This is a genomic window from Massilia solisilvae (assembly GCF_024753215.1).
GTDB classification, from domain to species: domain Bacteria; phylum Pseudomonadota; class Gammaproteobacteria; order Burkholderiales; family Burkholderiaceae_D; genus Telluria; species Telluria solisilvae.
Window position 1 is genome coordinate 35899 of record NZ_JANUGV010000012.1, and the last position, 24866, is coordinate 60764.

Sequence of the window (24866 nt, forward strand, 5' to 3'; positions counted from 1 at the left end):
CCGATGTTTCCGCAAGGCTATTTTCTATCGAGCGCTCGCGACAACAACAGGTCGGGCAAGCACCGCCGGGAAGCTGTCTGGAAAGCGTGGCGTGCAGCCGGCGCCAGGGGAGTCCGCCCCACAAAAAGTTTGCCAGTTGCTAACCGTCGGCTATAATCACGCCTCCTGGCCTGGTAGCTCAGTTGGTAGAGCAGAGGATTGAAAATCCTTGTGTCGGTGGTTCGATTCCGCCCCGGGCCACCAAGAACAATAACAACGCCAACCCCTGCGGTTGGCGTTCTCGTTTCCAGCCTGCCAACTTACCAGGATATTGCCATGACCACCTTGCCACCCTGCCCCGCCTGCGGCTCCGCCCTGACTTATGAGGACGGCTCGGGTAACTACATCTGTCCCGAATGCGCGCACGAATGGCCGGTCCAGGCCGACGCGGCCGCGGAAGAGACGGCGCGGGTATGGCGCGACGCCGCCGGCAACGTGCTGCAGGACGGCGACTCGGTGACCGTCATCAAGGACCTCAAGCTCAAGGGCGGCGGCGGTGTGGTCAAGCAGGGCACCAAGGTCAAGAACATCCGCCTGGTCGAAGGCGACCACGACATCGACTGCAAGATCGACGGCTTTGGCGCCATGAGCCTGAAGTCCGAATTCGTCCGCAAGAGCTGACGCGCCCGGTCGCAGCGTGCGCTGCGTGCCGCTTTGGTCTGCAAGAAAACGCCACCCGAGGGTGGCGTTTTCGTCTGCGCAACCAAAAATCTGGTCAGTGCATGAACAGGTAGATCAGGACCAGCACGATCGCTGGGACACCCATGATCCACGCCAGGAAATACTTACCCATGATGGCCTCCCTTCCGATGAATGTCGTCACGCTTGCAGGATGCCACCCGCGGCGCTTGCCGTCCGTACGCTGATGCACAGTAAGGGACGTGCCCTAGCCGGTCTCGGGCTCGTCCTGGGTCACGTCCAGCTCGCCGTGCAGCGCTTCCAGCAAATGCTTGAACGACATCGGCTGTGCGAACAGCCAGCCTTGCGCGTAATGCACGCCGCGGGCGCGCAGGAACGCGGCCTGGGCTTCGGTCTCCACGCCCTCGGCGATCATTTCCAGCTTGAGCGCCTTGGCCATCTCGATGATGTGGTGGATCACCTGGCTGGTCGGCGCGCCGGTGTCGAGCGTATCGACGAAGGACTTGTCGATCTTGAGCAGGTCGAACTGCAGGCTTTCCAGGAACGACAGGCTCGAATAGCCGGTGCCGAAATCGTCGATGGCGATGCGGATGCCGGCCGCGCGCAGCGCATCGACGATGCCGCGCACCGTCCGCGGTTCGGCAAAGCTGCGCTCGGTCGCCTCGACCATCAGGCTGCCCGAGCGCGCGCCGGTCGCGTCCACCAGCTGGCGCAGCATCGCGATCGTCGCCTCGGACTGCAGGTCGTCCGCAGCCAGATTGATCGCAATGTGAAAGTCAGGAAATTCGCGGAACAGCACGGCCGCGTCCGTGCGCACCTGTTCCAGCACCACGTCCTTGGTCACCTGCCGGATCAGGCCGCTGTCCTCGGCAGCGACGATGAACACGTCCGGCCGCACCGCCTCGCCTTTCGGCCGGTGCCAGCGGATCAGCGCCTCGGCCCCGACCCAGCGGCCGGTGTGCAAGTCCACCACCGGCTGGTACACCATGAACAGTTCCTTGCGCCGCAGCGCCGCCTTGAGCACCGCGGGCATGGCCAGCTGCGAGCGCGCCAGCGCGACGGCGGCCCACGCCAGCAGCAGGCCCATCGCGATGCCGAAGGGCACCACGGTGCGCGCGATGGCCCAGGTGCGCTCGTTCAGCTCGCTGACCGGCAGGGCCGCCACCGCATCGACAAAATAGCGTGACGACTTGACCACCGCCACCACATAGCCGCCGTTGCGAAAGCTCGCCTGCAGGCTGCCGTCCAGTCGACCGAACCAGGCCGCGTCGATGTAGCCGCGCGCCGTCAGGATCTCGCCGCGCTCGGACAGCAGGGCCACCGACATCCCCTGCCCGGCATTGCTGACCGCGATCGGCAGACCCTTGTGGATGATCGCGGCATAGGGCGCGCGCGCCACCACGAGGAAATGCACTCCGCGCGCGAACGGCAGTTCGGCATCGGTCCAGACCGCCAGCCCGCCGGGCTGGCGCACGTCCGGCGCGCCGATGAACACCGGCTCGGCCGGGCTGGTCAGCGACGAACACAGCAAGGTGTCGCCATTGACCACGCCGATGGCCTGGATCGAGGGCGACGATACGTCGAGCTTGCGCATCAGGTCGATGTTGGCCTCGCTGCACGGGTCAAGCGAGCGGCTCGCCGCCAGGGCCCTGAACGCCGCTTCGATTTCGTCGGCCGTGGTTTCCGAGCGGTCGAGCACTTCGCGCGCGTAGCCAATGGCCCGTTGCTGTTCCTGGTCCATGCTCTGGTGCCGCGCAAGAAAGATCGAGAGCGCAACCGGCAAGGCGATCGCGAGCAGGATTCCCAGCACGGCGAGAAGTCTCATGCGCCGCTGGTTCATGGTATGCCGCGCGGCAAGCCAGGCCCGACGCGCGCGACTCAAACTGGCATTGTGTCCGACAACGCCCCACCCTGTCCAAATGTGCCCGTGCGCCACTTTGGCCGGCGACATATACTGGCCCTCTTTACCGCAACGGCTTGCTCATGACTCCCCGCCTCGGCCTCGTCTGCATTACCGCTTCCACCCAAGTGCGCTACCGCACCATCACCCGCAAGCGCCTGCTCGACCAGGCGATCGCCACACAACGCAAGCTGCTGGAAGACATCTACCGCGACAACCTCCAGTCCTTCGACGCTGCCTTGCGCTTTTGCGAGCAGGAAGGCATTGCGCTGTACCGGATTCCGTCGTCGATCTTCCCGTTCGCCGACGAACCGATCGGGCGCGAGCTGCTCGCGCAGCTGTCCGGCGCGCTCGCTCGTTCCGGCGCGCGGGCCAGTGAACAAGGCATCCGCCTGGTGATGCATCCGGACCAGTTCGTGGTGCTCAGCTCGGACTCGGCCGACGTGGTGGCCAACAGCGTCAAGATTTTGCAGATGCATGCCGACATCCTCGACCTGCTGGGGCAGCCGCGTTCGCCCTGGGCGCTGGTCGAGATTCACGGCGGCAAGGCCGCGCGCGCGGACGCGCTGGTGGCCGCCATCGGGCGCCTGCCGGACGCGATCCGCTCGCGCCTCGCACTGGAGAATGACGAATATGCGTACGGCGCTGACGAGATCGCCGCGATCTGCCGCCGCAGCGGGGTGCCGATGGTGTTCGACGCCCATCATCACATCGTCCACGACAAGCTGCCCAGCTACGACGACCCGAGCGTGGCGGCCATGCTGCATGAGGCGCGCTCGACCTGGGCGCTGCCCGAGCACCAGCTGGTGCACATTTCCAACGGCCGCGACGGGTTCAACGACCGCCAGCATGCCGACCTCATCAGCGTAATGCCATCGAGCTACGCGCACGCGCCGTGGATCGAGATCGAGGCCAAGCACAAGGAGCTAGCGATCCGGCAACTGCGCGGCTGGCTGGGCACCACGGCGGACCGATGAGAACGACGCCGATGCGCCCGCTTGCTGCGCTTGCCGGCGACCGCAACTGGCTCCTGTGCCTCCTGCTCGCCTGCGCGAGCTGCGCCGCCGCGGGCGCGCCACCCGCGCGCGAGGCCGGCCAGCTGGTCCAGCTCATCAACGACTACCGCGCGTCGCCCGGCAGTTGCCACGGGCACAAGGCCGCGCCTGCCGGTCCGCTGTCGCCCCAGCCGGCCTTGTCGGCGGTACGGGTGCGTACCGCCACCTTCCTCGAACAGGCGCTGGAAGACGCCGGCTACCCGGTCGTGCGCGCGCGGGCCGTCAGTGTCACAGGCCCGACCGACGCCGCGGCGGCGCTGGCCGCGCTGCAGGAGGCCTACTGCGATGTGCTGCTGGGGACGGATTTCAGTGCCATTGGCGCCCTGCACGCCGGCAACGAGTGGCAGGTGGTGCTGGCGCAGCCGCTGGTGCGCGCCAGCCTGCCGGACTGGCCGGTGACGGGGCAGGCGATCCTGCAACTGGTGAACCAGGCGCGCGCGGTCAGCCGCAACTGCGGCGCGCGCCACTTCGAGGCCGCGCCGCCGGTCACGTGGAACGCGGCGCTGGCCGGCGCCGCGCTCGCGCACAGCCAGGACATGGCCATGCGCCGCTACTTCAACCACCACGGCAGCGACGGCGGCACCGTGGCCGAGCGCGCGCAGCTGGCCGGCTACGCCTGGCGGCGCATCGGCGAGAACATCGCGGCCGGACAGCCGACGCCCCAGGCCGCGGTGGCCGGCTGGCTGGACAGCCCCGGCCATTGCGCCAACCTGATGGATCCCGGGTTCACCGAGATGGGCGCGGCCCACTTCGTCAACCCGTCCAGCAAGACCGCGCGGGCCTACTGGACCCAGGTGTTCGCCACCCCGCGCTGAAGCGCTAGCGGCGGAAGAGCCACAGCACCAGCGACAGCAGCACCGAGACCACCAGGCAGCTCACGATCGGAAAATGGAAGCTGAACCCTGCGCGCACGATGTGGATGTCGCCCGGCAGCCGGCCCAGCGGCAGCTTGCGCAGCCACGGCCATCCCAGACCGGCCACCACCAGGACCAGGCCCAACAGAATCAATACACGCTGCACCGCATCTCCATTGGCAAATCGTCGAGAGCGAACATGCTACCAGCGACGGGCAGGCATTGATAGCTTGCCACGCTGCCGTTTTTTTTGGCAGGAAATGTGAACTCGATTCCCCCGGGAACGGTACAATTGACTCTTTCCCGTATCGCGGGCAGAGGATTCCAGGCTTATGCTCAACAGATTTGGCGCGCTGTCCCGACGCGGCTTTGGCGCGGCGCTTTTGCTCCTGATGCTGGTGGCCGCGCCGGCCTTCGCCGCCCCCGCGACCGGCTCGCCGGTCCTGCTGGGAATCGACGGCGAATTCGGGCTCGACAATTCGACCTCGGCCCAGGCCGTCGAACTGGGCATGCGCGCGGCGATCACGGAAATCAACGACGCCGGCGGGGTGCTGGGCGGGCGCCCGCTGCAGCTGGTGATCAAGGACCATCGCTCGATCCCGGCGCGCGGCATCCGCAACATCGAGGAATTCGCGAAGATGAAGGACCTGGTCGCCGTGTTCGGCGGCAGGTTCAGCCCGGTGGTGATCGAAGAGCTCCCGGCGCTCAAGGCGACCCACACGCTGTTCATGGCGCCGTGGTCGGCCGCCGATGCGATCGTGGACAACGACATGCGCCCCAACTATGTATTCCGGCTGTCGCTGCGCGATTCGCTGGCGCTTCCCAAGCTGCTGGCTGCGGCCAAACAGCGCGGCCTGGCGCGCGTGGGCCTGCTGCTGACCAACACCTCGTGGGGGCGCAGCAGCGAGGTGGCGGCCGAACGCTACGTCGCCAGCGAAACGGGCCTGCGCATCGTGCAGACGGCCTGGTACAACTGGCGCGACACCTCGCTGGTGGACAAGTACAAGGAGCTGCTGGCGGCAGGCGCGCAGGCCGTGGTGCTGGTGGCCAACGACGACGAGGCGGCGATCCTGGTGCGCGAGGTGGCGGCGCTGCCCAGGCGCGAGCGGGTGCCGCTGCTGAGCCACTGGGGCATCACCGGCGGCGAGTTCGCCAAGCAGGCCGGCCCGGCGCTGCAGCAGGTGGACCTGTCGGTGATCCAGACCTTCAGCTTCTTTCGCGCCGACCCCGCCCGCGTGCAGCGCTTCCTGCGCAGCGCGGCCCGGGTGTCCGAGGTGCGCCGCATCGAGGACATCAAAGGCCCGGTGGGCGCGGCGCACGCCTACGACCTGACGCATATCCTGGCCCGCGCAATCGACCTGGCCGGCAGCACCGACCGCAAGGCGGTGCGCGACGCGCTCGAACGCGTCGGCCGCTACGAGGGACTGATCAAGACCTATGCGCCGCCCTTCACGGCCACGCGCCACGAGGCGCTTGGCCCGCGCGAGCTGCTGCTGGCCCGCTACCGCGCAGATGGCGTGCTCGTGCCGTCCCAGGACTGATCGATGGCCAGCCATCTCCCGTCCGGCAGCCTGTCGCGCCGTTTCGCGCGCGCCGCCGCCATTCTGGCCGCGGCCGCGGTGCTGCTCGGGTCGCTGGCCTCGTTCTGGCTGATCGACCGCCAGCGCGAAGAAGCCAACGCGCTGCTGCAGCAGCGCGAAGTGATGTTCCATGCGACCACCGTCAGCAACAACCTGCAGGCGCTTGCCTCGCGCATGGCGGACGTGGCGGGCAGCCCGATCCTGGCCACCGCGCTGGTGGACAGTGCGGGCAAGGAAACCTACCTCACGCCCTTCCTGCGCGGGCTGCGCCAGATTAACGGCATCCCGGTGCAGGTGCTGTTCACCGATTTCGAGGGCAAGCCGATCGCCGGCAACGGCAACGGCGAGTTCAGCCAGGACGACCGCGACTGGCTGCGCCAGCGCATCGACAGCGACAGCGAACTGGCCGCGATCCGCCCCGGCGCCGGCGGCGACGAGCTGCTGGGCGTGTACCTGCTGCGCTACTCGCGCACCCATACCCCCGAGGGCGCGCTGATGTACAAGGTGCGGCTGGCGGACCTGAAGCCGGTGCAGTGGTCCTCGCTGGCCATCGGCGCGGCCGGGCCGGGCAGCGCGCTGCTCAAGGGGCTGCCGCCCAGCCTGGCCCCGCTCGGGCTGGCGCTGCGCGAAGACATGCGCAAGCTGCCGGCGCCGCTGCCGTCGCCGGCGCCGCAGTACGCGCTCATCGTCGGTATCGCGGCGGCGCTGGCGGCGGCCGTGTTCCTGCTCGGCGCGCGCCTGGCGCTCGGCCTGACCGAAGACCTGCGCCGGCTGCAGGCATTTGCCGCCAGCATCGGCGACGAAGGCATCAGCACCCAGCGCGCGCCGCTCGCGGGGTCAAGCGAAGTGGTGGGCCTGGCCAACTCGATCAACCGCATGCTCGACCGGCTGTACCACCAGCACACCCACCTGGAGGCGGAGCGCCGCCGCTTCCTGCAGCTGTCGAACACGATCCGGCAGCTGGTGTTCATCGCCGAGCCGGACGGGCGCATCAGCTGGTTCAACGACCGCTGGTACGAATTCACCGGCAAGGGCCCGGGCGAGCTCGCCCCCAAGAACTGGCAGGAGCTGCACGACCCGGAGGTGCTGCCTGAAGTGCTGCGGCGCTGGCACGAAACGCGCGCGCTTGGCCAGATGGCGCAGATGACCTTCCCGATGCGCGGCGCCGACGGCCGCTTTCGCAGCTTCTTCACCTCGGTGGCGCCGCTGCACGACGCGGCCGGCAGGATCGTGCAGTGGTTCGGCACCTGCACCGACATCACCGAGCTCGAAGAGGCCCGGCAGGCCGCGCGCTACAGCGAAGAGCGCCTGCGGCAAGGCCTGGTCGCGGCGCACATGGCCGTGTGGGAGCGCGACCCGGTCAGCGGCCAACTCACTTTCGCCGCCAACCTCGAGAGCGTGTTCGGCCGGTCCTGGAACAACATCGACCAGTTCTGGGAGCTGCTCGACGCCCAGGAGCGCCCGGCCATCATGGCCGAGGTCGAGCGCGGGTTGGCCGAACGCGGCGAATTCAACGGCGTGCACCGGATCAGGCGCGCCGACGACGGCAGCACCGCCTGGGTCGAGATGCGCGGCAAGCTGGGCGCGGGCGCCGACGGCAGGCACCAGGTGGTGCACTCGATCGCGATCGACGTCACCGAGCGCAAACGCGCCGAAGAAGCGCTGCGCCTGGCGGACCGCCGCAAGGACGAATTCCTGGCCATGCTGGCGCACGAGCTGCGCAACCCGCTGGCGCCGATCAGCAGCGCGGCGGACATGCTGCGCCTGGCCTACGCGTCCGAGCCGCGGGTGCGCCAGATCAGCGAGATCATCGCGCGCCAGGTCGGCCACATGCGGCACCTGGTGGACGACCTGCTGGATGTCTCGCGCGTCACGCGCGGGCTGGTCGCGGTGGCGCGCGAGCGGCTCGACCTGGTGCGTGTGGTCGGCGAGGCGGTCGAGCAATCGCGCCCGCTGGTGGACGCGCGCTCGCACCGGCTCACGCTCGACCTGGCGCCTGCGCCGGTCACGGTCATTGGCGACCACACCCGGCTGGTGCAGGTGGTGACCAACCTGCTCAACAATGCGGCCAAGTACACGCCGGACGGCGGCGCAATCGGCGTCACGCTGGCCTGCGCCGGCGGCATGGCGCAGCTGGAAGTGCGCGACAACGGCGTGGGCATCGGGCCGGACCTGCTGCCGGCCGTGTTCGAGCTGTTCACGCAGGCCACGCGCACGCTCGACCGCACCCAGGGCGGCCTGGGGCTGGGCCTGGCGCTGGTCAAGAAGCTGGTCGAGCTGCATGGCGGCAGCGTCGAGGCGCGCAGCGACGGGCTGGGCTACGGCAGCGTGTTCGTGGTCCGCCTGCCGCTGGCCACGCCGGCCACGCGGCCGCAGGACGAGGCCGCGCGCGCAGCCTGAACGCCGGGCCGCGGCGGGGGCCGCACGGTTGCCTTGCCACAGTTTCCATGCCAGCATGTGCGTCTCAACCTTGGAGGAGTCACATGGCTGGCATTGGCAGCAAACTGGTATTGATCGCGCTGGCCGTGTGCGGCGCGGCGCAGGCGCAGACCCCGTCGGCGGAAGTGCGCAAGTTCCTCAAATTCGACCAGCCGCTGATCGCGCTGACCCACGTGCGCGTGATCGACGGCACCGGCGCCCCGGCCAGGGACGACCGCACCATCGTGCTCAGGAATGGCCGCATCGAGGCGATCACCGACGGTGCCGCGCCGCCGCCGGCAGGCGCCCACGTGGTGTCGCTCGAGGGCCGCAGCGTGATCCCGGGCCTGGTGGGCATGCACAACCACCTGATGTACACCGCCTCGATCAACCTGGACGAGGATGACAAGATCCCGCAGCCGGGCTTTCTGGTCACCGAGCTGGCGTTCTCGGCCCCGCGCCTGTACCTGGCGGCGGGCGTGACGACCATGCGCACCACCGGCAGCATCGAGCCGTACACCGACCTGAACATCCGCAGCAAGATCGACAAGCTGCAGATGCCGGGACCGCACATCGACGTGACCGGTCCCTACCTCGAGGGCGAAGGCAGTTCGTTCCCGCAGATGTCGTCGCTTGCCGCGCAGGACCACGCGCGCCGCACGGTCGCGTTCTGGTCGGGCGAAGGCGCGACCTCGTTCAAGGCTTACATGAACATCAAGGCCGACGTGCTGGGCGCCGCGATCGACGAGGCGCACAAGCACGGGCGCAAGCTGACCGGCCACCTGTGCTCGGTGGACTACCGGCAGGCCGCGGCGCTGGGCATCGACGACCTGGAGCACGGCCCGGTGTTTACCGATTCCGAATTCGTCCCGAACCGCAAAAAGGACCAGTGTCCTTCGAGCGCGGAGATCGCGGCATCGTGGGAAAAGCTGGAAGTGGACAGCAAGCCGGTGCAGGACCTGATCCGCGAACTGGTCGCGCGCAAGGTCGCGATCACCTCGACCCTGCCGGTGTTCGAGCAGTTCGTGGCCACGCGCCCGGTGCTGTCGAAGCAGCAGATGGCGATGATGTCGGCCGAGTCGCTGCGCAGCCACCTGAACGCGCGCGCGCACGCGGCGGCGGCCCCGGGCCGCGCCGCCAGGCTGGAGGCGGCGCTGAAGAAGGAAATGGCGTTCGAGCTCGCGTTCGTGCGTGCCGGCGGCCTGCTGCTGGCCGGCCCCGACCCGACCGGCAACGGCGGCGTGCTGCCGGGCTTTGGCGACCAGCGCGAGATCGAGCTGCTGGTCGAGGCGGGCTTCACCCCGGTCGAGGCGATCCGCATCGCCACCGCCAATGGCGCGCGCTACCTAGGCCAGCTGGAGCGCATCGGCACGATCGAGCCTGGCAAGGATGCGGACCTGGTCGTGCTCAAGGGCGACCCGACGCGCCGCATCGCCGACGTCGAGAACGTGGAGATCGTGTTCAAGGACGGCCTTGGCTACGATCCGGCCAAACTGGTCTCGTCGGTCAAGGGGATGGTCGGGGTGCGCTGACGCGCCACATCGCGTTTTCCGACCCGGCGACCATCGATGACCTTGGCCTCCCTCGCTTCGCTGCCGCGGCGCCTGCCGCCGGCCCACGCCATGCTGCTGTGGGCCGCGCTGGCCGGGCTGGTGGGCGCGCTGGCCACGATCGCGTTTCGCGACGGACTGGCCGCGATGCAGTGGGCGATCTCCGGGCACAGCGGTTCGTTCGTCGAAATGGCGGCGGCCCTGCCGTGGTACCTGCGGGTGGTGCTGCCGGCCGCCGGCGGCATTGCCGCCGGCCTGTTCCTGGTGCTGGCGCGGCGCTACCGCGACAGCGCGGTGCCGGACTACATGGAGGCCATCGCGGCCGGCAGCGGCGCCGTCTCGGTGCCGCAAACGCTGCTGCGCAGCGCTTCCTCGCTGTGCACGATCGCCTCGGGCGGCTCGATCGGCCGGGAAGGCTCGATGGTGCAGCTGGCGGCGATGGGCGCCTCGCTGATCGGGCGCGCGGCGCGCTTCGATCCCGAGCGCTTGCGCCTGCTGGTGGCGTGCGGCGCGGCGGCCGGCATCACTTCCGCCTACAACGCGCCGATCGCAGCCGCGTTCTTCGTCGGCGAAATCGTGCTCGGGCCGCTGCTGATGGAAAGCCTGGCGCCGATGATGATCGCCTCGGTGGTGGCCAACATCACCATGCGCCGCCTGCCCGGCTACCACCCGACCTACGAGATGCCGGCCTTCCCCGACATCGCCAACCTCGAGGTGCCGCTGTTTGCCGCACTCGGGATCCTGGCGGGGCTGGCCGCGCCGCAGTTCCTGCGCCTGTTGGGCTTTGCCCGGCGCCGCTTTGCCAGGAGCGCGCTGCCGCTGCCGCTGCGGCTGGGCGTGGCGGGGCTGGGCGTGGGCGTCATCTCGGTGTGGGTGCCGCAGGTCTGGGGCAACGGCTACAGCGTGGTCAATTCGCTGCTGCACGAGCCGTGGGTGTGGTCGGCGGTGCTGGCCATCCTCGTGTTCAAGGTGCTCGCCACGCTGCTCACCGCGGGCTCGGGCGCGGTGGGCGGCATCTTCACGCCCACGCTGTTCGTCGGCGCCGCGCTCGGCTACCTGTTCGGGCTCGCCGGCCACGCGCTGTGGCCGGGCCTGGTCACCGCCGCCCCTGCCTACGCGATCGTCGGCATGGGCGCCTTCCTCGCTGCCGCCACCGGCGCGCCGCTGATGGCGATCCTGATGATCTTCGAGATGACGCTCAGCTACCAGGCCATGCTGCCGCTGATGCTGGCCTGCGTGCTGGCGTGGTTCGTGGCGCGCGGCGTGGGCGGGCCGTCGATGTACGAGATCACGGTGCGCCGCCAGCGCGAAGAGCAGGAACGGCTGCGCCTGCGCGGCACCCAGATGCGCGAGCTGGTGAAGCCAGCCGAGACGGTGCTGCCGCTGGACGCGCCGCTGGCCCGGCTGTCCGCCACGTTCCGCGCGCACCCGGTCAAGTACGTCTATATCGTTGACGCAGACGGGCGCTACCAGGGCGTGGTGGCGCTGCGCGACCTGGCCGCCGCGCTGGAGGACGACCAGGCCCGCGACAAGCTTGCCGCCGACCTGCTGCGGCGCGACGCGCTGCCCCTGGTGACGCCCGAGATGACGCTGGCCGACGCGTTCGAACAGTTCCTCGCGCACCACGGCGAGCGGCTGCCCGTGGTGCAGAGCCTGGCCGACCCGCTGCTGCTGGGGGTGGTGTACAAGACGGCGCTGCTGGATGCCTACGCGCGGCTCGGCCGCGATTAGCGCGCCCCGCGCACTGTTACATCGGCATTTGACGCACTTAACCTGTTTTCCTAGACTGGGGAGCCAGCGTCAGGGAGGCACGGATCATGAACGCAACCGCAGAGCAGATCGACCTGCTGAGCCCCTACCGGCTCGGCAGTTTGCAACTGAAGAACCGCATGGTGATGCCGGCGCTGACCAGGAGCCGCGCCGGCGCCGGCAACGTACCGTCCGACATGGCGGCCACCTACTACAGCCAGCGCGCCGGCGCAGGGCTGATCATCACCGAAGCGACCCAGGCCGCCCCGCACGGCCAGGGCTACATCGCCACGCCCGGTATCCACAGCGACGCGCAGGTGGCTGGCTGGAAGCAGGTCACCGACGCGGTGCACGCGCAAGGCGGCGTGATCTTCATGCAGCTGTGGCACGTGGGGCGCATCTCGCACCCGGATTTCCTCGATGGCCAGCTGCCCGTTGCGCCCTCGGCCATTGCGCCGCGCGGCGTGCAGACCTACACCGCCACCGGGCTGAAGGACATTCCCACCCCGCGCGCGCTCGAAACCGGCGAAATCCCCGGCATCGTGGAAGAGTTCCGGCGCGCGGCCGAGAATGCGCAGCGAGCGGGCTTCGATGGCGTGGAGGTGCACGGCGCCAACGGCTACCTGCTCGACCAGTTCCTGGAAGACGGCACCAACCAGCGCCTTGACCAGTACGGCGGCAGCGTCGAGAACCGCGCGCGCCTGCTGTTCGAGGTGATCGACGCGGCCTGCTCGGTCTATGACAAGGATCGCGTGGGCGTGCGGCTGTCGCCCGGCGGCACCTTCAACGACATGTGCGACTGCCATCCCGAGCAGACCTTCAGCTACGTGGTCAGGCGCCTGGCGCCGATGGGTTTGTCGTACCTGCACCTGATCGAGCCAATGCCGCCGCAGGGCGAGCATCCGATGCCGGACCTGTCGGCGCGCCTGTTCCGTCCAATGTACCCGGGCACGCTGATCGTGGCCGGCGGCTACACGCTGGAGCGCGCCAACGCCGTGCTCAACGAGGGCCTGGCGGACCTGGTCGCGTTTGGCCAGCTGTTCATTGCCAACCCCGACCTGCCCGAGCGCTTTCGCCGCCACGCGCCACTGAACCAGCCGGACCGGCAAACCTTTTATGGCGGCGGCGCGCACGGCTACATCGACTATCCGGCGCTGGCCGGGGCTTGAGCCGCTTTGTTACGCCAGGCGCCTTGATGTTTGTTCATGATTCACCATGGGGATGACGGACATTCGCACTCTGAATTAGAAATCTTCCCGTGCTTGCGTGCACAATCAAAGTCTTGCCCGGAGCAGCCGCATGATACGGCCGCTCCGTGCAATTACGTCAACTGGAACGCATGACCGATCGAAGACATTTTGCACGGGCGCGCGCGCGGGGCCGCGCATGATTGTCCGCGACCGCCCGTCCGGCCTGCGTCTGTTCCTGGTCATGCGCGGCTCGATCCTGCCGTCCATCAGAAACAGCCTGATCGTCACCACCCTGCTCGCGCTCGTCGTCACCTGGACCGACGGCGCGCTGTGGCACCACAAGATCACCCTCACCAGCATTCCGTTCACGCTGATGGGATTGCCGCTGGCGATCTTCCTCGGCTTTCGCAACAACGCCGCCTACGACCGCTACTGGGAAGGCCGCAAGCAGTGGGGCGAGCTGGTGCTCATGTCGCGCAACCTGGCGCGCCAGTGCCTGACCCTGATCGACCCGCATCTTCCTTACGCGCGCGACCCGGCCGACCTGCGCGCGCGCATGGTGCGCCGCGCGATCGCGTTCGCCTACGCGCTCAAGCACCGGCTGCGCGGCTCCAGCGCCGACGCCGAGGTTGCGCCCTTCCTCGACCCGGCCGAATGGCAGCGCCTGCAGCGCGGCGCCAACCTGCCGCACCTGCTCATGCTCGAGATGGGCGCGGACCTTGCGCGCGCCGCGCGCGAGGGCCGGCTCGAACACTGCATCGTCCCCGCGCTCGACGCCACGCTCGCGCACATGACCGGCACGGTCGCCGCCTGCGAGCGCATCCGCAACACCCCGATCCCGTTCTCGTACACGCTGCTGCTGCACCGGACCGCCTACCTGTACTGCTTCCTGCTGCCGTTCGGCCTGGTCGATTCGATCGGCTACATGACGCCGTTCGTGGTGGCGATCGTGGCCTACACCTTCTTCGGCCTGGACGCATTGGGCGACGAGATCGAGGAGCCGTTCGGCACCTCGGCCAACGACCTGCCGCTGGATGCGCTATGCCGCACCATCGAGATCGACCTGCGCGAATCGCTCGGGGACGACGACATTCCGGCGCCACTGGCGCCAACGGGCTACTGCCTGAACTGAAGCACCAAACCATTTATCACAACTAGAGACATCCATGAAAGACAACTACGAAGACCGCATCCGTTGCCCGCGCCTGATGCAACGCGTGACCAGCCCGCAGGAGGCAGCAAGCTGGATCCGGGACGGCATGACCGTCGGAATGAGCGGCTTTACCCGTGCAGGCGATGCCAAAGCATTGCCCGCCGCACTGGCCGAACGCGCACGCCACGAGCCCCTGCGCATTACGTTGTTGACCGGGGCATCGCTCGGCAACGACACGGACAAGCTGCTCACCGAAGCGGGCGCGCTGGCGCGCCGCATGCCGTTCCAGGCCGACCCCGTGCTGCGCGCGGCAATCAACCGCGGCGAAGTGATGTACATCGACCAGCACCTGTCGGAGACGGTGGAAACCCTGCGTTCGCGCCAGATGAAGCCGGTGGACGTGGCGATCATCGAAGCGGTCGCGATCACCGAGTCCGGCGCCATCATCCCCACCACCTCGGTGGGCAACAGCGCCAGCTTCGCGATCCTGGCCGACAAGGTGATCGTCGAGATCAACCTGTCGCAGACGCCCGACCTCGAGGGCCTGCACGACATCTGGATTCCCAAGGCGCGCCCGACGCGCGAAGCGCTGCCGGTGGTGTCGGTGGACCAACGCGTGGGCGTGCCCTACATCGACATCCCGTTCGAGAAGATCGTGGCGGTGGTCATCACCGACCAGGTGGACAGCACCTCGTCGATCCAGCCGCCCGACAGCGAGACGGCCGCGATCGCCGGCCACCTGGTCAAATTCTTCGAGAACGAGATCGAGGCCGGCCGCCTGACGCGCCGGTTGCTGCCGCTGCAGGCCGGCATCGGCACCATCGCCAACGCGGTGATGGCGGGCTTTGCCGACAGCCCGTTCGAACACCTGACGATGTATTCGGAGGTGCTGCAAGACTCGACCTTCGACCTGTTCGACGCCGGCAAGCTCGATTACGCGTCGGGCTCGTCGATCACCCTCTCGCCTTCCAAGAGCGCGCAGGTGTTCGGCGACTTCGGCCGCTACAAGGACCGCCTGGTGCTGCGCCCGCAGGAAGTGTCGAACCACCCGGAGGCGATCCGGCGCCTTGGCATCATCGCGATCAACACCGCGCTGGAAGCGGACATCTACGGCAACGTCAACTCGACCCACGTGCTGGGCACCCACATGATGAACGGCATCGGCGGCTCCGGCGACTTTGCGCGCAACGCCTACCTGTCGGTGTTCGCGACCAAGTCCATTGCCAAGGGCGGCAAGGTGTCCTCGATCGTGCCGATGGTGACCCACGTGGACCACACCGAGCATGACGTGGACATCATCGTCACCGAACTGGGGCTGGCCGACCTGCGCGGGCTGGCGCCGCGCGAACGCGCCGACGTCATCATCGCCAACTGCGTGGCCGCGCCCTACCAGGACATGCTGCGCGAGTACGTGGCCGAAGCCAAGCAGCGCGGCGGGCACACCCCGCACGTGCTGGAGAAGGCATTCGACTGGCACAACCGCTACCGCGAGACCGGCAGCATGCTGCCAGCCGCGTAACGCAAGCTGAGGCCGCACCGTTTCCCGTAGGGTGGGCAGGTCTTCCTGCCCACGCGTTCGACACGAGCGTGCGGCGACGCGGTGCAAACGACGCTTGGACGCGTGGGCAGGAAACCTGCCCACCCTACAACGGCAACGACCCGAAGCGCCGTTTACGCCAGCCACTGGCGCGCAAATTCCTCCGCCGGCACCGGCTTGCCGTAGTAGTAGCCCTGCGCCTCGTCGCAGCCCAGAGCGAGCAGCGCTTCGGCCTGGGCCGGCTGCTCCACCCCTTCCGCGATCACCTTCAGCCGCAGGTTGCGCGCCATGCCGATGATGGTGTTGACGATGGTGTAGTCGTGGCGATCGGTCAGCATCTCGCGCACGAACGAGATGTCGATCTTGAGCTTGTCCGCGGGCAGGCGCTTGAGATAGGCCAGCGACGAGTAGCCGGTGCCAAAGTCGTCGATCGCGATCGAGAAGCCGGCCTCCTTCAGCGTGCCCATGATGCCGATCGCGCGCTCGACGTTGGCCATCAGGCCGCTTTCGGTCAGTTCCAGCTCCAGGCAGTCCGGCTCGACCCCGGCTTCGCCGGCGATCTGCTGGATGCGCTCGGCAATGCCGGCCTGCTCCAGCTGCTGTGCCGCCAGGTTGACCGACAGCCGCCCCGGAAAGCGCAGGCCGTGCTGGCGCCAGCTGCCCAGTTGACGGCACGCCTCGCGCAGCACCCAGCTGCCGAGCGCGCCGATCATGCCGCGCGCCTCGGCGATCGGGATGAACACCGAAGGGCTGACCCAGCCGCGCTCGCGGTCCTGCCAGCGCACCAGCGCCTCCGCGCCCACCAGCTCGCCGCTGTCCAGGCTCACCTGGGGCTGGTAGTACAACTGCAGCTCGCCCTGGTTGAACGCCCGCATCAGGTCGCGCGCCAGTTCCATGCGCTCGGCCAGGCCCACGCTCATCTGCGGCTGGTAAAACAAGTGGCCGCCGCCGCCGGCCTTGGCGCGGTACATCGCAATGTCGGCGCAGCGCAGCAGGTCGTCGATGCTGGCCCCGTCCTCGGGATAAATCGAGATGCCGATCGACAGGCCGACCGAGAAGGTGTGCCCGCGCGCGCCGACCGGCTCGGCCAGCGCGTGTTCGAGCCTGCCAGCGATCGCGGCCGCGGCGTGGCGGCCTGCCGCCTGCGCGATCACCACGAACTCGTCGCCGGCCAGGCGCGCCAGCGTTTCGTGCTCGCGCAGCGCGCCCTGGAAGCGGCGCGCCACCTTGACCAGTACCTCGTCCCCGACCCCGTGGCCCTGCGTGTCGTTGATTTCCTTGAAGCGGTTCAGGTCGATGAACAGCACCGCCAGCTCGCCGCCTTCCCTTGCCGCCGCGGCCAGCCCCTGGCTCAGCCGGTCGGCGAACAGCGAGCGGTTCGGCAGGCCGGTCAGCGTGTCGTACAGGGCCAGCGTGCGAATGCGCTCGTCGCTGGCTTTGCGCTGGGTGACGTCGGTATTGATGACCAGGAAGGACTTGGGCTCGTTGTCCTCGCCGCGCACCAGCGTCCAGTGGCCCTCGACCGTGAGCACGCTGCCATCCTTGCGCCGCTGTTCCAGCTCGCCGCTCCACTCGCCCGATGCGAGCGCCGCGTCGGCCGCCAGCGCCGAGCCGGCGCCCGGCGTCGGGTAGAGCAACGGGTCGGACTGGCGCCCCAGCACTTCGTCCGCGCTCCAGCCGTACATGCGCTCCGCGCCCTTGTTCCAGAACTGGATGGTCCCGTCCATGCCGCGCACCACAATCGCGTCGCGCGCCTTGTCCAGCAGCGCCGCCTGGTCGCGGTGGCGCGTTGCGTGCTCGCGTGCCTGCTTGCGCAGTCGCTGTTCGGCCGTCACGTCCTCGGCCACGATCAGCACCCGCCTGCCGTCCTCCAGCACGACGCCCGTCATCGCGAGCCGCAGCCACTTGTCGCCGAGCCGCAGTTCGATGCCATGCGAGGTGCCGCCGCGTTCGAGCATGTCGCGCGCGCGCCGCGCCACCGCTTCCTGCGGCAGCACCGTGCCGATGGGCAGGCCGCGGATGTCGTCCGCGCCCACCAGGCCCAGGATCTGGTGGATGACGTCGTTGGAACCCACGACGCGCAGCATCTCGTCCAGGATCAGCAGTCCTGCCGGCAGGCTGGCGATGATGGTCTCGGCGTTGCGGCGCACCGTCACCAGGGTGTTGCGGTCGGTGATGTCGGTCATTGCGCCTGCGAAGCGCAGCGCGCGCCCGTCCGCCGCACGCCGGGTATGGCCGCGCGCGCGGAACCAGCGGAATTCGCCGCTGCGGCAGCGCAGCCGGCACGCTACATCATATGGCGTTTGCCCGCTGCGGTCCTGCACGTGCGCGCGGAAGGCGTTGAGCGTGGGTTCCAGGTCCTCCGGATGCAGCCGCGCGAGGAGGCTGCCCAGCACGTTGGGGAACTCGCGTTCGTCGCGAAACCCGAGCAAGTTCCTGAACTGTTGCGACCACCAGAACGGCGTGGCAGGGTCGGTCAGGCGCGCGGGGTCGGGACCGACCTCGGCGTCCCACAGGCCATCCGAGGTGGCCTGGCAGATGAGGTCAAAGCGCGCCCGCAGGCGATCGACCTGCTCGCGCTCGACCTTCCGGCTGCGCTGGCGCACGCCACGAGGCGCCGCTGCGCGCTTGCTGAATGCGCCGAACGAAGTACTCATGTGAAGCGACGCGGCCGGGCTCGTCCCCGGTGTGGCCGCGGTATTCGAAAGCTGTCCATCTCGTGTGTCGCAGTGCGCGGATCAATGTATCCGCCGGGAAACACGGATTGTCGCACAGAAATGATGAGCGAGCAGCCGTTTGTTCCGCATCCTCGCATAAAACATACATTTGCTTTGTTGATTTAAGCGTGCCCGAGGAGTAGCATTCAGTGATCATCTTTTACTGCACTGCACCATGTCCTCGCTGCCGCTGAACCGCTCTTCCATCCATACCCTGGTCCACGAGTTTTATGACGACGTACGCGCCGATGCCGTGCTCGGCCCCGTGTTCGACAAGGCCATTGGCGATCGCTGGGACGCGCACCTCGAGCGCATGGTCGAGTTCTGGTCAACCGTGATGCTGGGCACCCACAACTTCCAGGGCAACGTGTTCGGCACCCACATGGCGCTGTCGGGCGTGGAGCCGGACCACTTCCGCCTGTGGCTGAGCATGTTCTTCAAGACCACCGAGCGCCTGTTCGAGCCGCCCGTGGCGCATGAGTTCCAGCTGGTCGGCAAGCGCATCGCGGCCAGCCTCCAGTACGGCTACTTCGGCAAGGTGATCGTGCCGGACGCGCCGCCGGCCACCGCCTGATCGCCAGCGGCGCGGCCGCTCAAAACCCGGCTTCGCGCCACACCAGCGCCGCGAGTGCACGCACGAAGCGTGCGCCCGGCGCTTCCCATTTCGCGTCGATCACGGCCTTGCCGCGCCACGCATGCCCGGCCAGTTCCTGCGCCGGCTCGTCCACCCGGAAGGTGACGCGGTACACCGCGTGCTCGGGATACCACTCGCCCTGCCTTTCGCGCGCCGGCACGGTTCCGCCCTGCTGCGCGGACCACAGCCCGCTGGGCAGGGTGCGGCTGGCGTCGCGGTCGATGCCGGTCACGGTCAGCCTCAGTGCCGGGCCGGCCAGGCCGTCGGCGTAGAAGCGCGCGCTGTCGCCCACCGCTACGCGCCGCACCGTATCCTCGTCCAGGTAGCTGCTCGCTTCGTGCGCGCGGTCGCTCACCAGCACCGCAACGCGCTCGCGCTTGCCGACCCAGACGCCGCTCGCCAACTCCGGTTGCACGTCGCGCAGCGTGCCGTCGAACGGCGCCGCCGGCTTGTAGCGCGCGGCCTCGTCATCGAGCACCTCGAGCTGGGCCTCGACCGTGGCCAACTGCTCGCGCAGCACGCCGCTCTGCGCGCGCTGCTCGGCATCGAAACCGGAGGCGCCCAGCTGCCAGCGCAGCCGCTCGGCCTGCGCCTGCAGTGCCTCGCGCCGGCTGCTGGTTTCGGGCGCGGCGAACTGCACCATCACCTGCCCGGCCTTGATCCGGGCGCCTTCGTGGAACGGCAGCACGACCACCTGGGCATGCTCGGGCGCGTGGATCGGGTACACGTCGGCCGGGCGCAGCACCGCGCCAGACTGCACGCGCGTGGGCCACGGCACCACGAACAGCAGCGCAACCAGGGCGGCCAGCGCGGCGCTGCGGCGCGCGCGCGGGCTGCGTTTGAGGGCGGGCCAGAATGCCGACCACTCGCGCAGTTCGGCAAAGATCGGACGCAGTACGAACCAGCTCATCTCGACGCAAAAAAGGAAAATGCCAACCAGCTTGATAAAGAAGTGATACACCAGCACCGCGATGCCGAGGAACAGGACCAGGCGGTACAGCCAGACCGCCCATGCGAACAGCACCAGGCCCCAATGCCGCCGCTTCGGGAAAAATTCGGGCGGCGGCCCGCCCAGCGCGAACAGCCACTCGCGCAGCTGCCAGCGCGCGAGTGCGAACGCGCGCCCATGCAGGTTCGGCATGTCCAGCCAGTCCGAGACGACGAAATAGCCGTCGAAACGCATGAACGGGCTGGCGTTGATCGCGAGCGTGGCGATCCAGGTGGTGGTGGCCAGCGGGAACGCGACCGAGCGCAGCACGCCATCGGGCAGCACGGCCCACGCCAGCGTGGCCCACACCGCGACCGTCAGTTCGGTCATCACCCCGGCCGCCGCAACCCGCAAGCGTTGGCGCTTGTTCGACAGGCGCCACACGTCATTGGTATCCGTGTACGGCACGGGCCACAGCACCAGGAAGGCGACGCCCATCGCCGGCACGCGGCAGCCGTAACGCTTGGCGGTCAGCGCGTGCCCCATCTCGTGCGCGCACTTCACGAACACGACCGCCAGCGCATAGGCCAGCAGGCCGCTGGTGGTGAACGAACCGGCAAGGGTGCTGGCGAATTCGTCCCACCGCCGCCACACGAGCGTGCCGCCAATCAGGAATGCGAGCAGCGTCAGGTGCATGAAGGCGCCCGAGAACAGCCACGCAAACGACGGCGCCACGCGGGTGAGCCAGCGGTCCGGCTTGACCAGCGGGATGCGGAAGAACAGGTAATGATGCAGCAGTTGGGTGGTCCACTTGCCCTGCGCGGCCTTGTGGCGCGCGGCCATGGGCTTGACCGAGCCGAGCGGGTCCGGCTGCACCAGCTGGTTGTCGACCAGGAAGCGCAGCACCGATTCGACCTGGGCCGCGCCAAGGTCCAGCGGCGTGGCGGCGCGCAGCGACAGCAGGATGTCATCGGGGTTGCCGAGCGACCAGCGCTTGAGGATCTCGAACGTGACCCAGTCGATGCGGAAGAACTGGTTGCGCACCGGGTCCTCGAGCGTGTGGCTCGGCTCCCCGCTGGCAAGCGTGGGCCCGGCATGCAGGCTGAGTTCCTCGCGCAGCGGCGGCAGCCGCGACGCTTGTTCCATCGTTACCATCCCAGCGCCTGGCGGACCGTCGCCAGCGGACGGCGCAAGATCCAGTACGCCACCGGCACCCGGCCGCCGGACAGCTTGGCCGTGCCTTTCAGCCCCACCCTTTGGCCACTCGGCGCGTCGAGCGTCGCGCGCACGCGGTAGGCGTAGCTGCCGTCGGGACGGGCCACCGCCTCGTAGCCCACGTAGCGCACGCGCGCATCGACTGCGTCGAGCGGGCCGGAAGCCAGGTACAGGCTCACCGGCGCGCCAGGTTCAAGCGGGATCGCGTCGCCCACCGCGAGCCATGCCTCGACCTCCACGTCGCGCGGTTCGGCGACGCGCATGATGCGTTCGCCCGTCATCACTGGGCGGCCCACCCACTCGCTCGGGTCGTCGAACAAGGCAATGCCGTCGCGCGGCGCGGTCACGCGCGCGCGCGCGGCCTGGCCCTGCAGATAGTCGGTTTCGGCGCGCCGTTCCTCGATCTTGCCCTGCAAGGTGGCCAGCTGCGCCTTCGACTTGCCGTCGGTGAGCGCCTGCTGCAGCGCCTGCCGGTATTCCGCCTCGGCGGTGGCGAGCGCCTGCGCCGCAACGGCCGCGCGTGACTGAAGTTCGGCTTCGTCGAACTCGAACAGCGGCTGGCCCTTTTTCACGAAGTCGTTCGGCTTGACGTCAAAGCGCGCGATCACGCCTTCGAGCGGAGAGCGGATTGCGGCCGGATTGGCGGGCACCAGCTCGCCCGGCGCCAGCACGGTCAGCCGCACCGGGACGCACAGGACCGCGACCAGCGCGAGCGAAGCCTGCACCGCCCGGCGGCGCCACCACGGCAGTCCCGCGGCCTTGTCGGCAGCAATCCGCTGGCGGATCCGGGTGCGGATCGCCGTCGGTGTCCAGCGCACCGGGCGCCGGCGCGCCGCAATCGCATGGCGCAGGATATCGGCCCATTCGCTCAAGAGCGCCACCTCGTGATCCATCCACGGGATGTCGCGCGCCAGCAGCAAGCCGCCGCGCAGCTCCTCGCCAGTCTCGCCGGGCACCGGCAGCGGCAGCCACAAGCCGTACGCCGGCAGCCACTCGCCCCACTCCTGGGCGAACGGCTCGGGCACGTCGAATGCGCTAACCGGTCCGGCCTGGCGCAGCTCGCCGCACAGGCGTCCGATCCACTGCGCGTACGGCGCATTGGCCTCGATCTGCACCACGCCCGACAGCGCGCATACGTGGCGGTCCTCGAACCACAGCGCGGCCTGCCGGTATGGCGCAAGCGCATGCGTTCCGTTCACGGCGAGGAAATCGAGTTCCACAGCCGACTCGACGTGGCGCGCGCGGTGCGCCATGTCGACCAGTGTCGCGAACGGATTCGCGACCGCGTTATTTTGCCTGTCCATCCAGACCTATCGTGATTGCGGCGGTGTCGCGGCCGGCCGCGAACCGGCGACCCGCAGCTGTTGCGACAAACCGGGCTTGCCCACCGGGGCGTTTTCGACCTGTCCGGCCACGCGGCCCTGGCCCACGTTCACGCGGAACAGCGCCACTGCCTCGCGCCCGTCCATGTCGCGCGCAATGATCTTGATACGCAGCTCGCCGCGCATGCCCGGCGGCGCGTCGCCCGTGAACTGGCCGGTCTGACCGTTGAATTGCACCCAGCCTGGCAGCGGGCGGCCGTCCTGCATCTGGGCGGCGAGCCGCACGATGGCCTTGGGCTGAGTGTGCGCAAACGCGTCGGCCGGCACCGTCAACGACAGGTGCGTCCCGCTTTCCACGAACTGGTCGGGCACGCCCTGGAACAGTACCAGCGCCGGTTCGTCCGCCTTGGCCACCACGGTCCGGAAACCTTCGGAGCGGGTGTACACGTCGCTCAGCTCGGCGCTGCGGGTGATCTGCAATTCGCTGCTGGTCTCGAGCGCGCGGGTACCCTGGCCGGAGGTGATGTGCTGCGCGTCCGCGCCGACCACGCTGCCGGGCGCCGGCTGGTCCAGCGGAACGGTCGTGGTCTGCGGTGGCGTCGCGACCACCGGCGCAGCCGGCGGCGCTTCCACTGGCGTAGGCGCGGCAGTGGGCTGCGGCGCCGCTGGCACCGGCTGGACAACTGGCGGCGGTGGCGCCGTCGGGGCCGGGGTAGGCGCCGGGGTCGGTGCCTGGGTAGGCGCTTGCGTAGGTGCCTGGGTAGGTGCCTGCGTCGGCGCTTCGGTCGGCGCCGGGGTCGGCGCCTGCGTCGGCGCTTCGGTCGGTGCGGGTGTCGGCGCCTGTGTCGGCGCCGACGTGGGCGCCTGTGTCGGTGCCTGTGTTGGTTGCGGCTTCTCGTTCACGGTGACCTTGCCGCTGCCTTCGCGATGGTTGCCAGCCAGGTCGGTCACGGTCGCCGTAACGTCGTAGGACTGGCCCACATTGAGCGGCTGAGCCGACACGGCGGACAGGTCGAGTGCCCACTTGCCGTTTTGCGCCACCACGTCATAGGTTGCGCCATTGACGGTGATGCGCAAGGTTTCGCCCTGCCCCACGTCGGCCGACCCGGTCAACACTGGCTTGGTCGATTCGGTGACGACGTCATTGACGGTCGGCGCCGCGGGGGCGGCCGTGTCGAGGACAACGTCGCGATTGTCCGCGGCGCCGTGCAGATTCGCTGCAGTATTGGTGACCCGGGCCACGATCTTCCAGTTGGCCGTATGGGCGCTACCATCGACCGCGCTCCAGCTGGTGCCGTCCGTCGTGGCGTTCGTCCAGGTTGCGCCGCCGTCGAACGACACCTGGACCACCTGGTTCGTGCCGAGGGGCGCACTCAAGGTGCCGCTCACCGTCCGGTTGGCCGAACCATCGGCGGTGATGAAGTCGCTGGCGGATACGCCGGTGTCCTTCGTCATCGACGCGATGCTGACCGTTTGCTGCGGTGCAGCCGGGTTCAGCACGGTCAGCGTGACCGCCGCACTGGCGGACAACTGGCCGTCGCTGCCCAGCACTTTCAACTGCAGCGCGCCGATGGCGTCCGCAGGCGGCGTTCCGGAGAACGTTCGCGTGGCGGGGTCGAAGCTGAGCCATCCCGGCAGCGGGCTGCCGTCGGCCATGGTCGCGCTGTAGGTGATGGTCGGGCTATCGATGTCCGTGAAGGCCGGTACCGACATTGGCGTCAGCGGTTCGCCGACAGTCCCGGTCCCGCTCGCGCCGCCGTGGGCTACCGGCGCGTCGTTCACCGGATTGACGGTGATGCTGACGTTGTAGGTATTGCTGCCCGAGCCGTCGCTGACGGTGTAGGTGAAGCTGTCCGGGCCGTTGTAGTTTGCGGCCGGCGTGTACTCGTAGCTGCCGTCGGCGTTGAGCACCAGCGTGCCGTGCGACGGGCCGGTGCCCTTGGCGTAGGTGATCGCATCGTGCTCGACATCGGTCGCTGCCGGCAGGTTGCCGGTGGCCCTGGTGTCTTCGTTGGTCGTGATCGTCCCGTCGGCAGCGACCGGCAGGTCATTGACCGGCGTGACTTTGACGGTCATCGTTGCATCGCTGGACGCGGCGCTGGCGTTGTCATACACCTTGTAGGTAAAAGTGGTGTACGGATCGCCGTTGGCATCCGCCACCGGCACAAAGCGCAGGTGGCCAAGATTGATCTCCGCCGTGGTCACGCTGGCGCTGGCGCCGACGTCCTGCCATGCGCCGCTCACGTAGGCCTGCAGCTTGCCCGCACCTGGCGCGGCCGAGATGCTGACCTTGGTCATCGCATCGCCGGTGTTGAAGTCGCTGAAGTTGAAGTCCGACGCACGGAAGACGTAACTGGTGTCCTCGGCCGTGGTGACTGCGCCGCCA

The 24866-nt window shown here is 68.7% G+C and carries 17 protein-coding genes and 1 tRNA gene; 12 read left to right on the forward strand and 6 right to left on the reverse strand.

The features are described from left to right. Positions 1-167: 167 nt before the first annotated feature. Together NX773_RS22995 and NX773_RS23000 are read left to right on the forward strand one after the other, a co-directional pair. Positions 168-243, forward strand: a tRNA-Phe gene (locus tag NX773_RS22995). Positions 244-315: 72 nt separating this feature from the next. Next, on the forward strand, positions 316-660 hold the full coding sequence (locus NX773_RS23000; protein WP_258824637.1) for a zinc ribbon domain-containing protein YjdM: 345 nt from the start codon (positions 316-318) through the stop codon (positions 658-660). Positions 661-925: 265 nt separating this feature from the next. Here the strand turns inward: NX773_RS23000 and NX773_RS23005 are convergent, their stop codons facing one another. After that, positions 926-2503 carry an EAL domain-containing protein gene (locus NX773_RS23005; RefSeq protein ID WP_258858562.1) on the reverse strand — a complete coding sequence of 526 codons (1578 nt, stop codon included), beginning with the start codon at positions 2501-2503 and terminating at the stop codon, positions 926-928. Positions 2504-2661: 158 nt separating this feature from the next. Here NX773_RS23005 and uvsE point away from each other — a divergent pair, with 158 nt between their 5' ends. Next, positions 2662-3555: a UV DNA damage repair endonuclease UvsE gene (gene uvsE / locus NX773_RS23010; RefSeq protein WP_258858563.1), complete on the forward strand. Its 894-nt coding sequence runs from the start codon at positions 2662-2664 to the stop codon at positions 3553-3555. Beyond that, positions 3552-4448 (forward strand): CAP domain-containing protein, encoded by an 897-nt coding sequence (locus NX773_RS23015; protein WP_258858564.1) that lies wholly within the window; start codon positions 3552-3554, stop codon positions 4446-4448. The genes uvsE and NX773_RS23015 overlap by 4 nt, the downstream gene beginning before the upstream one ends. 4 nt (positions 4449-4452) lie before the next feature. Here the strand turns inward: NX773_RS23015 and NX773_RS23020 are convergent, their stop codons facing one another. Further along, the gene (locus NX773_RS23020) at positions 4453-4653 is read right to left on the reverse strand and encodes a DUF2905 domain-containing protein (RefSeq protein WP_258858565.1); all 201 of its coding nucleotides are present in this window, start codon (positions 4651-4653) and stop codon (positions 4453-4455) included. A gap of 166 nt (positions 4654-4819) precedes the next feature. Between NX773_RS23020 and NX773_RS23025 the strand changes: the two genes are divergently transcribed. From NX773_RS23025 to scpC, 7 genes are all read left to right on the forward strand, one after another. Next, positions 4820-6028 carry an ABC transporter substrate-binding protein gene (locus tag NX773_RS23025; RefSeq protein WP_258858566.1) on the forward strand — a complete coding sequence of 403 codons (1209 nt, stop codon included), beginning with the start codon at positions 4820-4822 and terminating at the stop codon, positions 6026-6028. A 3-nt stretch (positions 6029-6031) separates the two neighbouring features. After that, a complete protein-coding gene (locus tag NX773_RS23030) occupies positions 6032-8467 on the forward strand; it encodes a sensor histidine kinase (protein WP_258858567.1) in 2436 nt (811 codons plus the stop codon). 83 nt (positions 8468-8550) lie between these two features. Next, positions 8551-10017: an amidohydrolase family protein gene (locus NX773_RS23035; RefSeq protein ID WP_258858568.1), complete on the forward strand. Its 1467-nt coding sequence runs from the start codon at positions 8551-8553 to the stop codon at positions 10015-10017. 36 nt (positions 10018-10053) lie between these two features. Then, positions 10054-11766: a ClcB-like voltage-gated chloride channel protein gene (locus NX773_RS23040; RefSeq protein WP_258858569.1), complete on the forward strand. Its 1713-nt coding sequence runs from the start codon at positions 10054-10056 to the stop codon at positions 11764-11766. 86 nt (positions 11767-11852) lie between these two features. Further along, on the forward strand, positions 11853-12953 hold the full coding sequence (locus NX773_RS23045) for an alkene reductase (RefSeq protein ID WP_258858570.1): 1101 nt from the start codon (positions 11853-11855) through the stop codon (positions 12951-12953). Between the two features lie 217 nt (positions 12954-13170). Next, positions 13171-14106: a bestrophin family protein gene (locus tag NX773_RS23050; RefSeq protein ID WP_258858571.1), complete on the forward strand. Its 936-nt coding sequence runs from the start codon at positions 13171-13173 to the stop codon at positions 14104-14106. Between the two features lie 34 nt (positions 14107-14140). Further along, positions 14141-15646, forward strand: a complete 1506-nt coding sequence (gene scpC, locus NX773_RS23055; protein WP_258858572.1) for a succinyl-CoA:acetate CoA-transferase ScpC — start codon at positions 14141-14143, stop codon at positions 15644-15646. Between the two features lie 152 nt (positions 15647-15798). On the opposite strand, the gene NX773_RS23060 is transcribed toward scpC, so the two are convergent. Beyond that, complete coding sequence (locus NX773_RS23060; protein ID WP_258858573.1) at positions 15799-18321, reverse strand: bifunctional diguanylate cyclase/phosphodiesterase; 2523 nt, start codon at positions 18319-18321, stop codon at positions 15799-15801. A 235-nt stretch (positions 18322-18556) separates the two neighbouring features. Here NX773_RS23060 and NX773_RS23065 point away from each other — a divergent pair, with 235 nt between their 5' ends. Then, entirely contained in the window at positions 18557-18955 is a 399-nt protein-coding gene (locus NX773_RS23065; RefSeq protein ID WP_258858574.1) for a group III truncated hemoglobin, read from the forward strand. A 19-nt stretch (positions 18956-18974) separates the two neighbouring features. Here NX773_RS23065 and NX773_RS23070 read toward each other — a convergent pair whose 3' ends face one another. The 3 genes from NX773_RS23070 to NX773_RS23080 form a co-directional block, all read right to left on the reverse strand. Next, complete coding sequence (locus NX773_RS23070; protein WP_258858575.1) at positions 18975-21089, reverse strand: site-2 protease family protein; 2115 nt, start codon at positions 21087-21089, stop codon at positions 18975-18977. Positions 21090-21091: 2 nt separating this feature from the next. Further along, positions 21092-22462 carry an efflux RND transporter periplasmic adaptor subunit gene (locus NX773_RS23075; RefSeq protein ID WP_258858576.1) on the reverse strand — a complete coding sequence of 457 codons (1371 nt, stop codon included), beginning with the start codon at positions 22460-22462 and terminating at the stop codon, positions 21092-21094. Positions 22463-22468: 6 nt separating this feature from the next. Beyond that, on the reverse strand, positions 22469-24866 hold a 2398-nt coding region (locus NX773_RS23080; RefSeq protein ID WP_258858577.1), incomplete at its 5' end, for a tandem-95 repeat protein.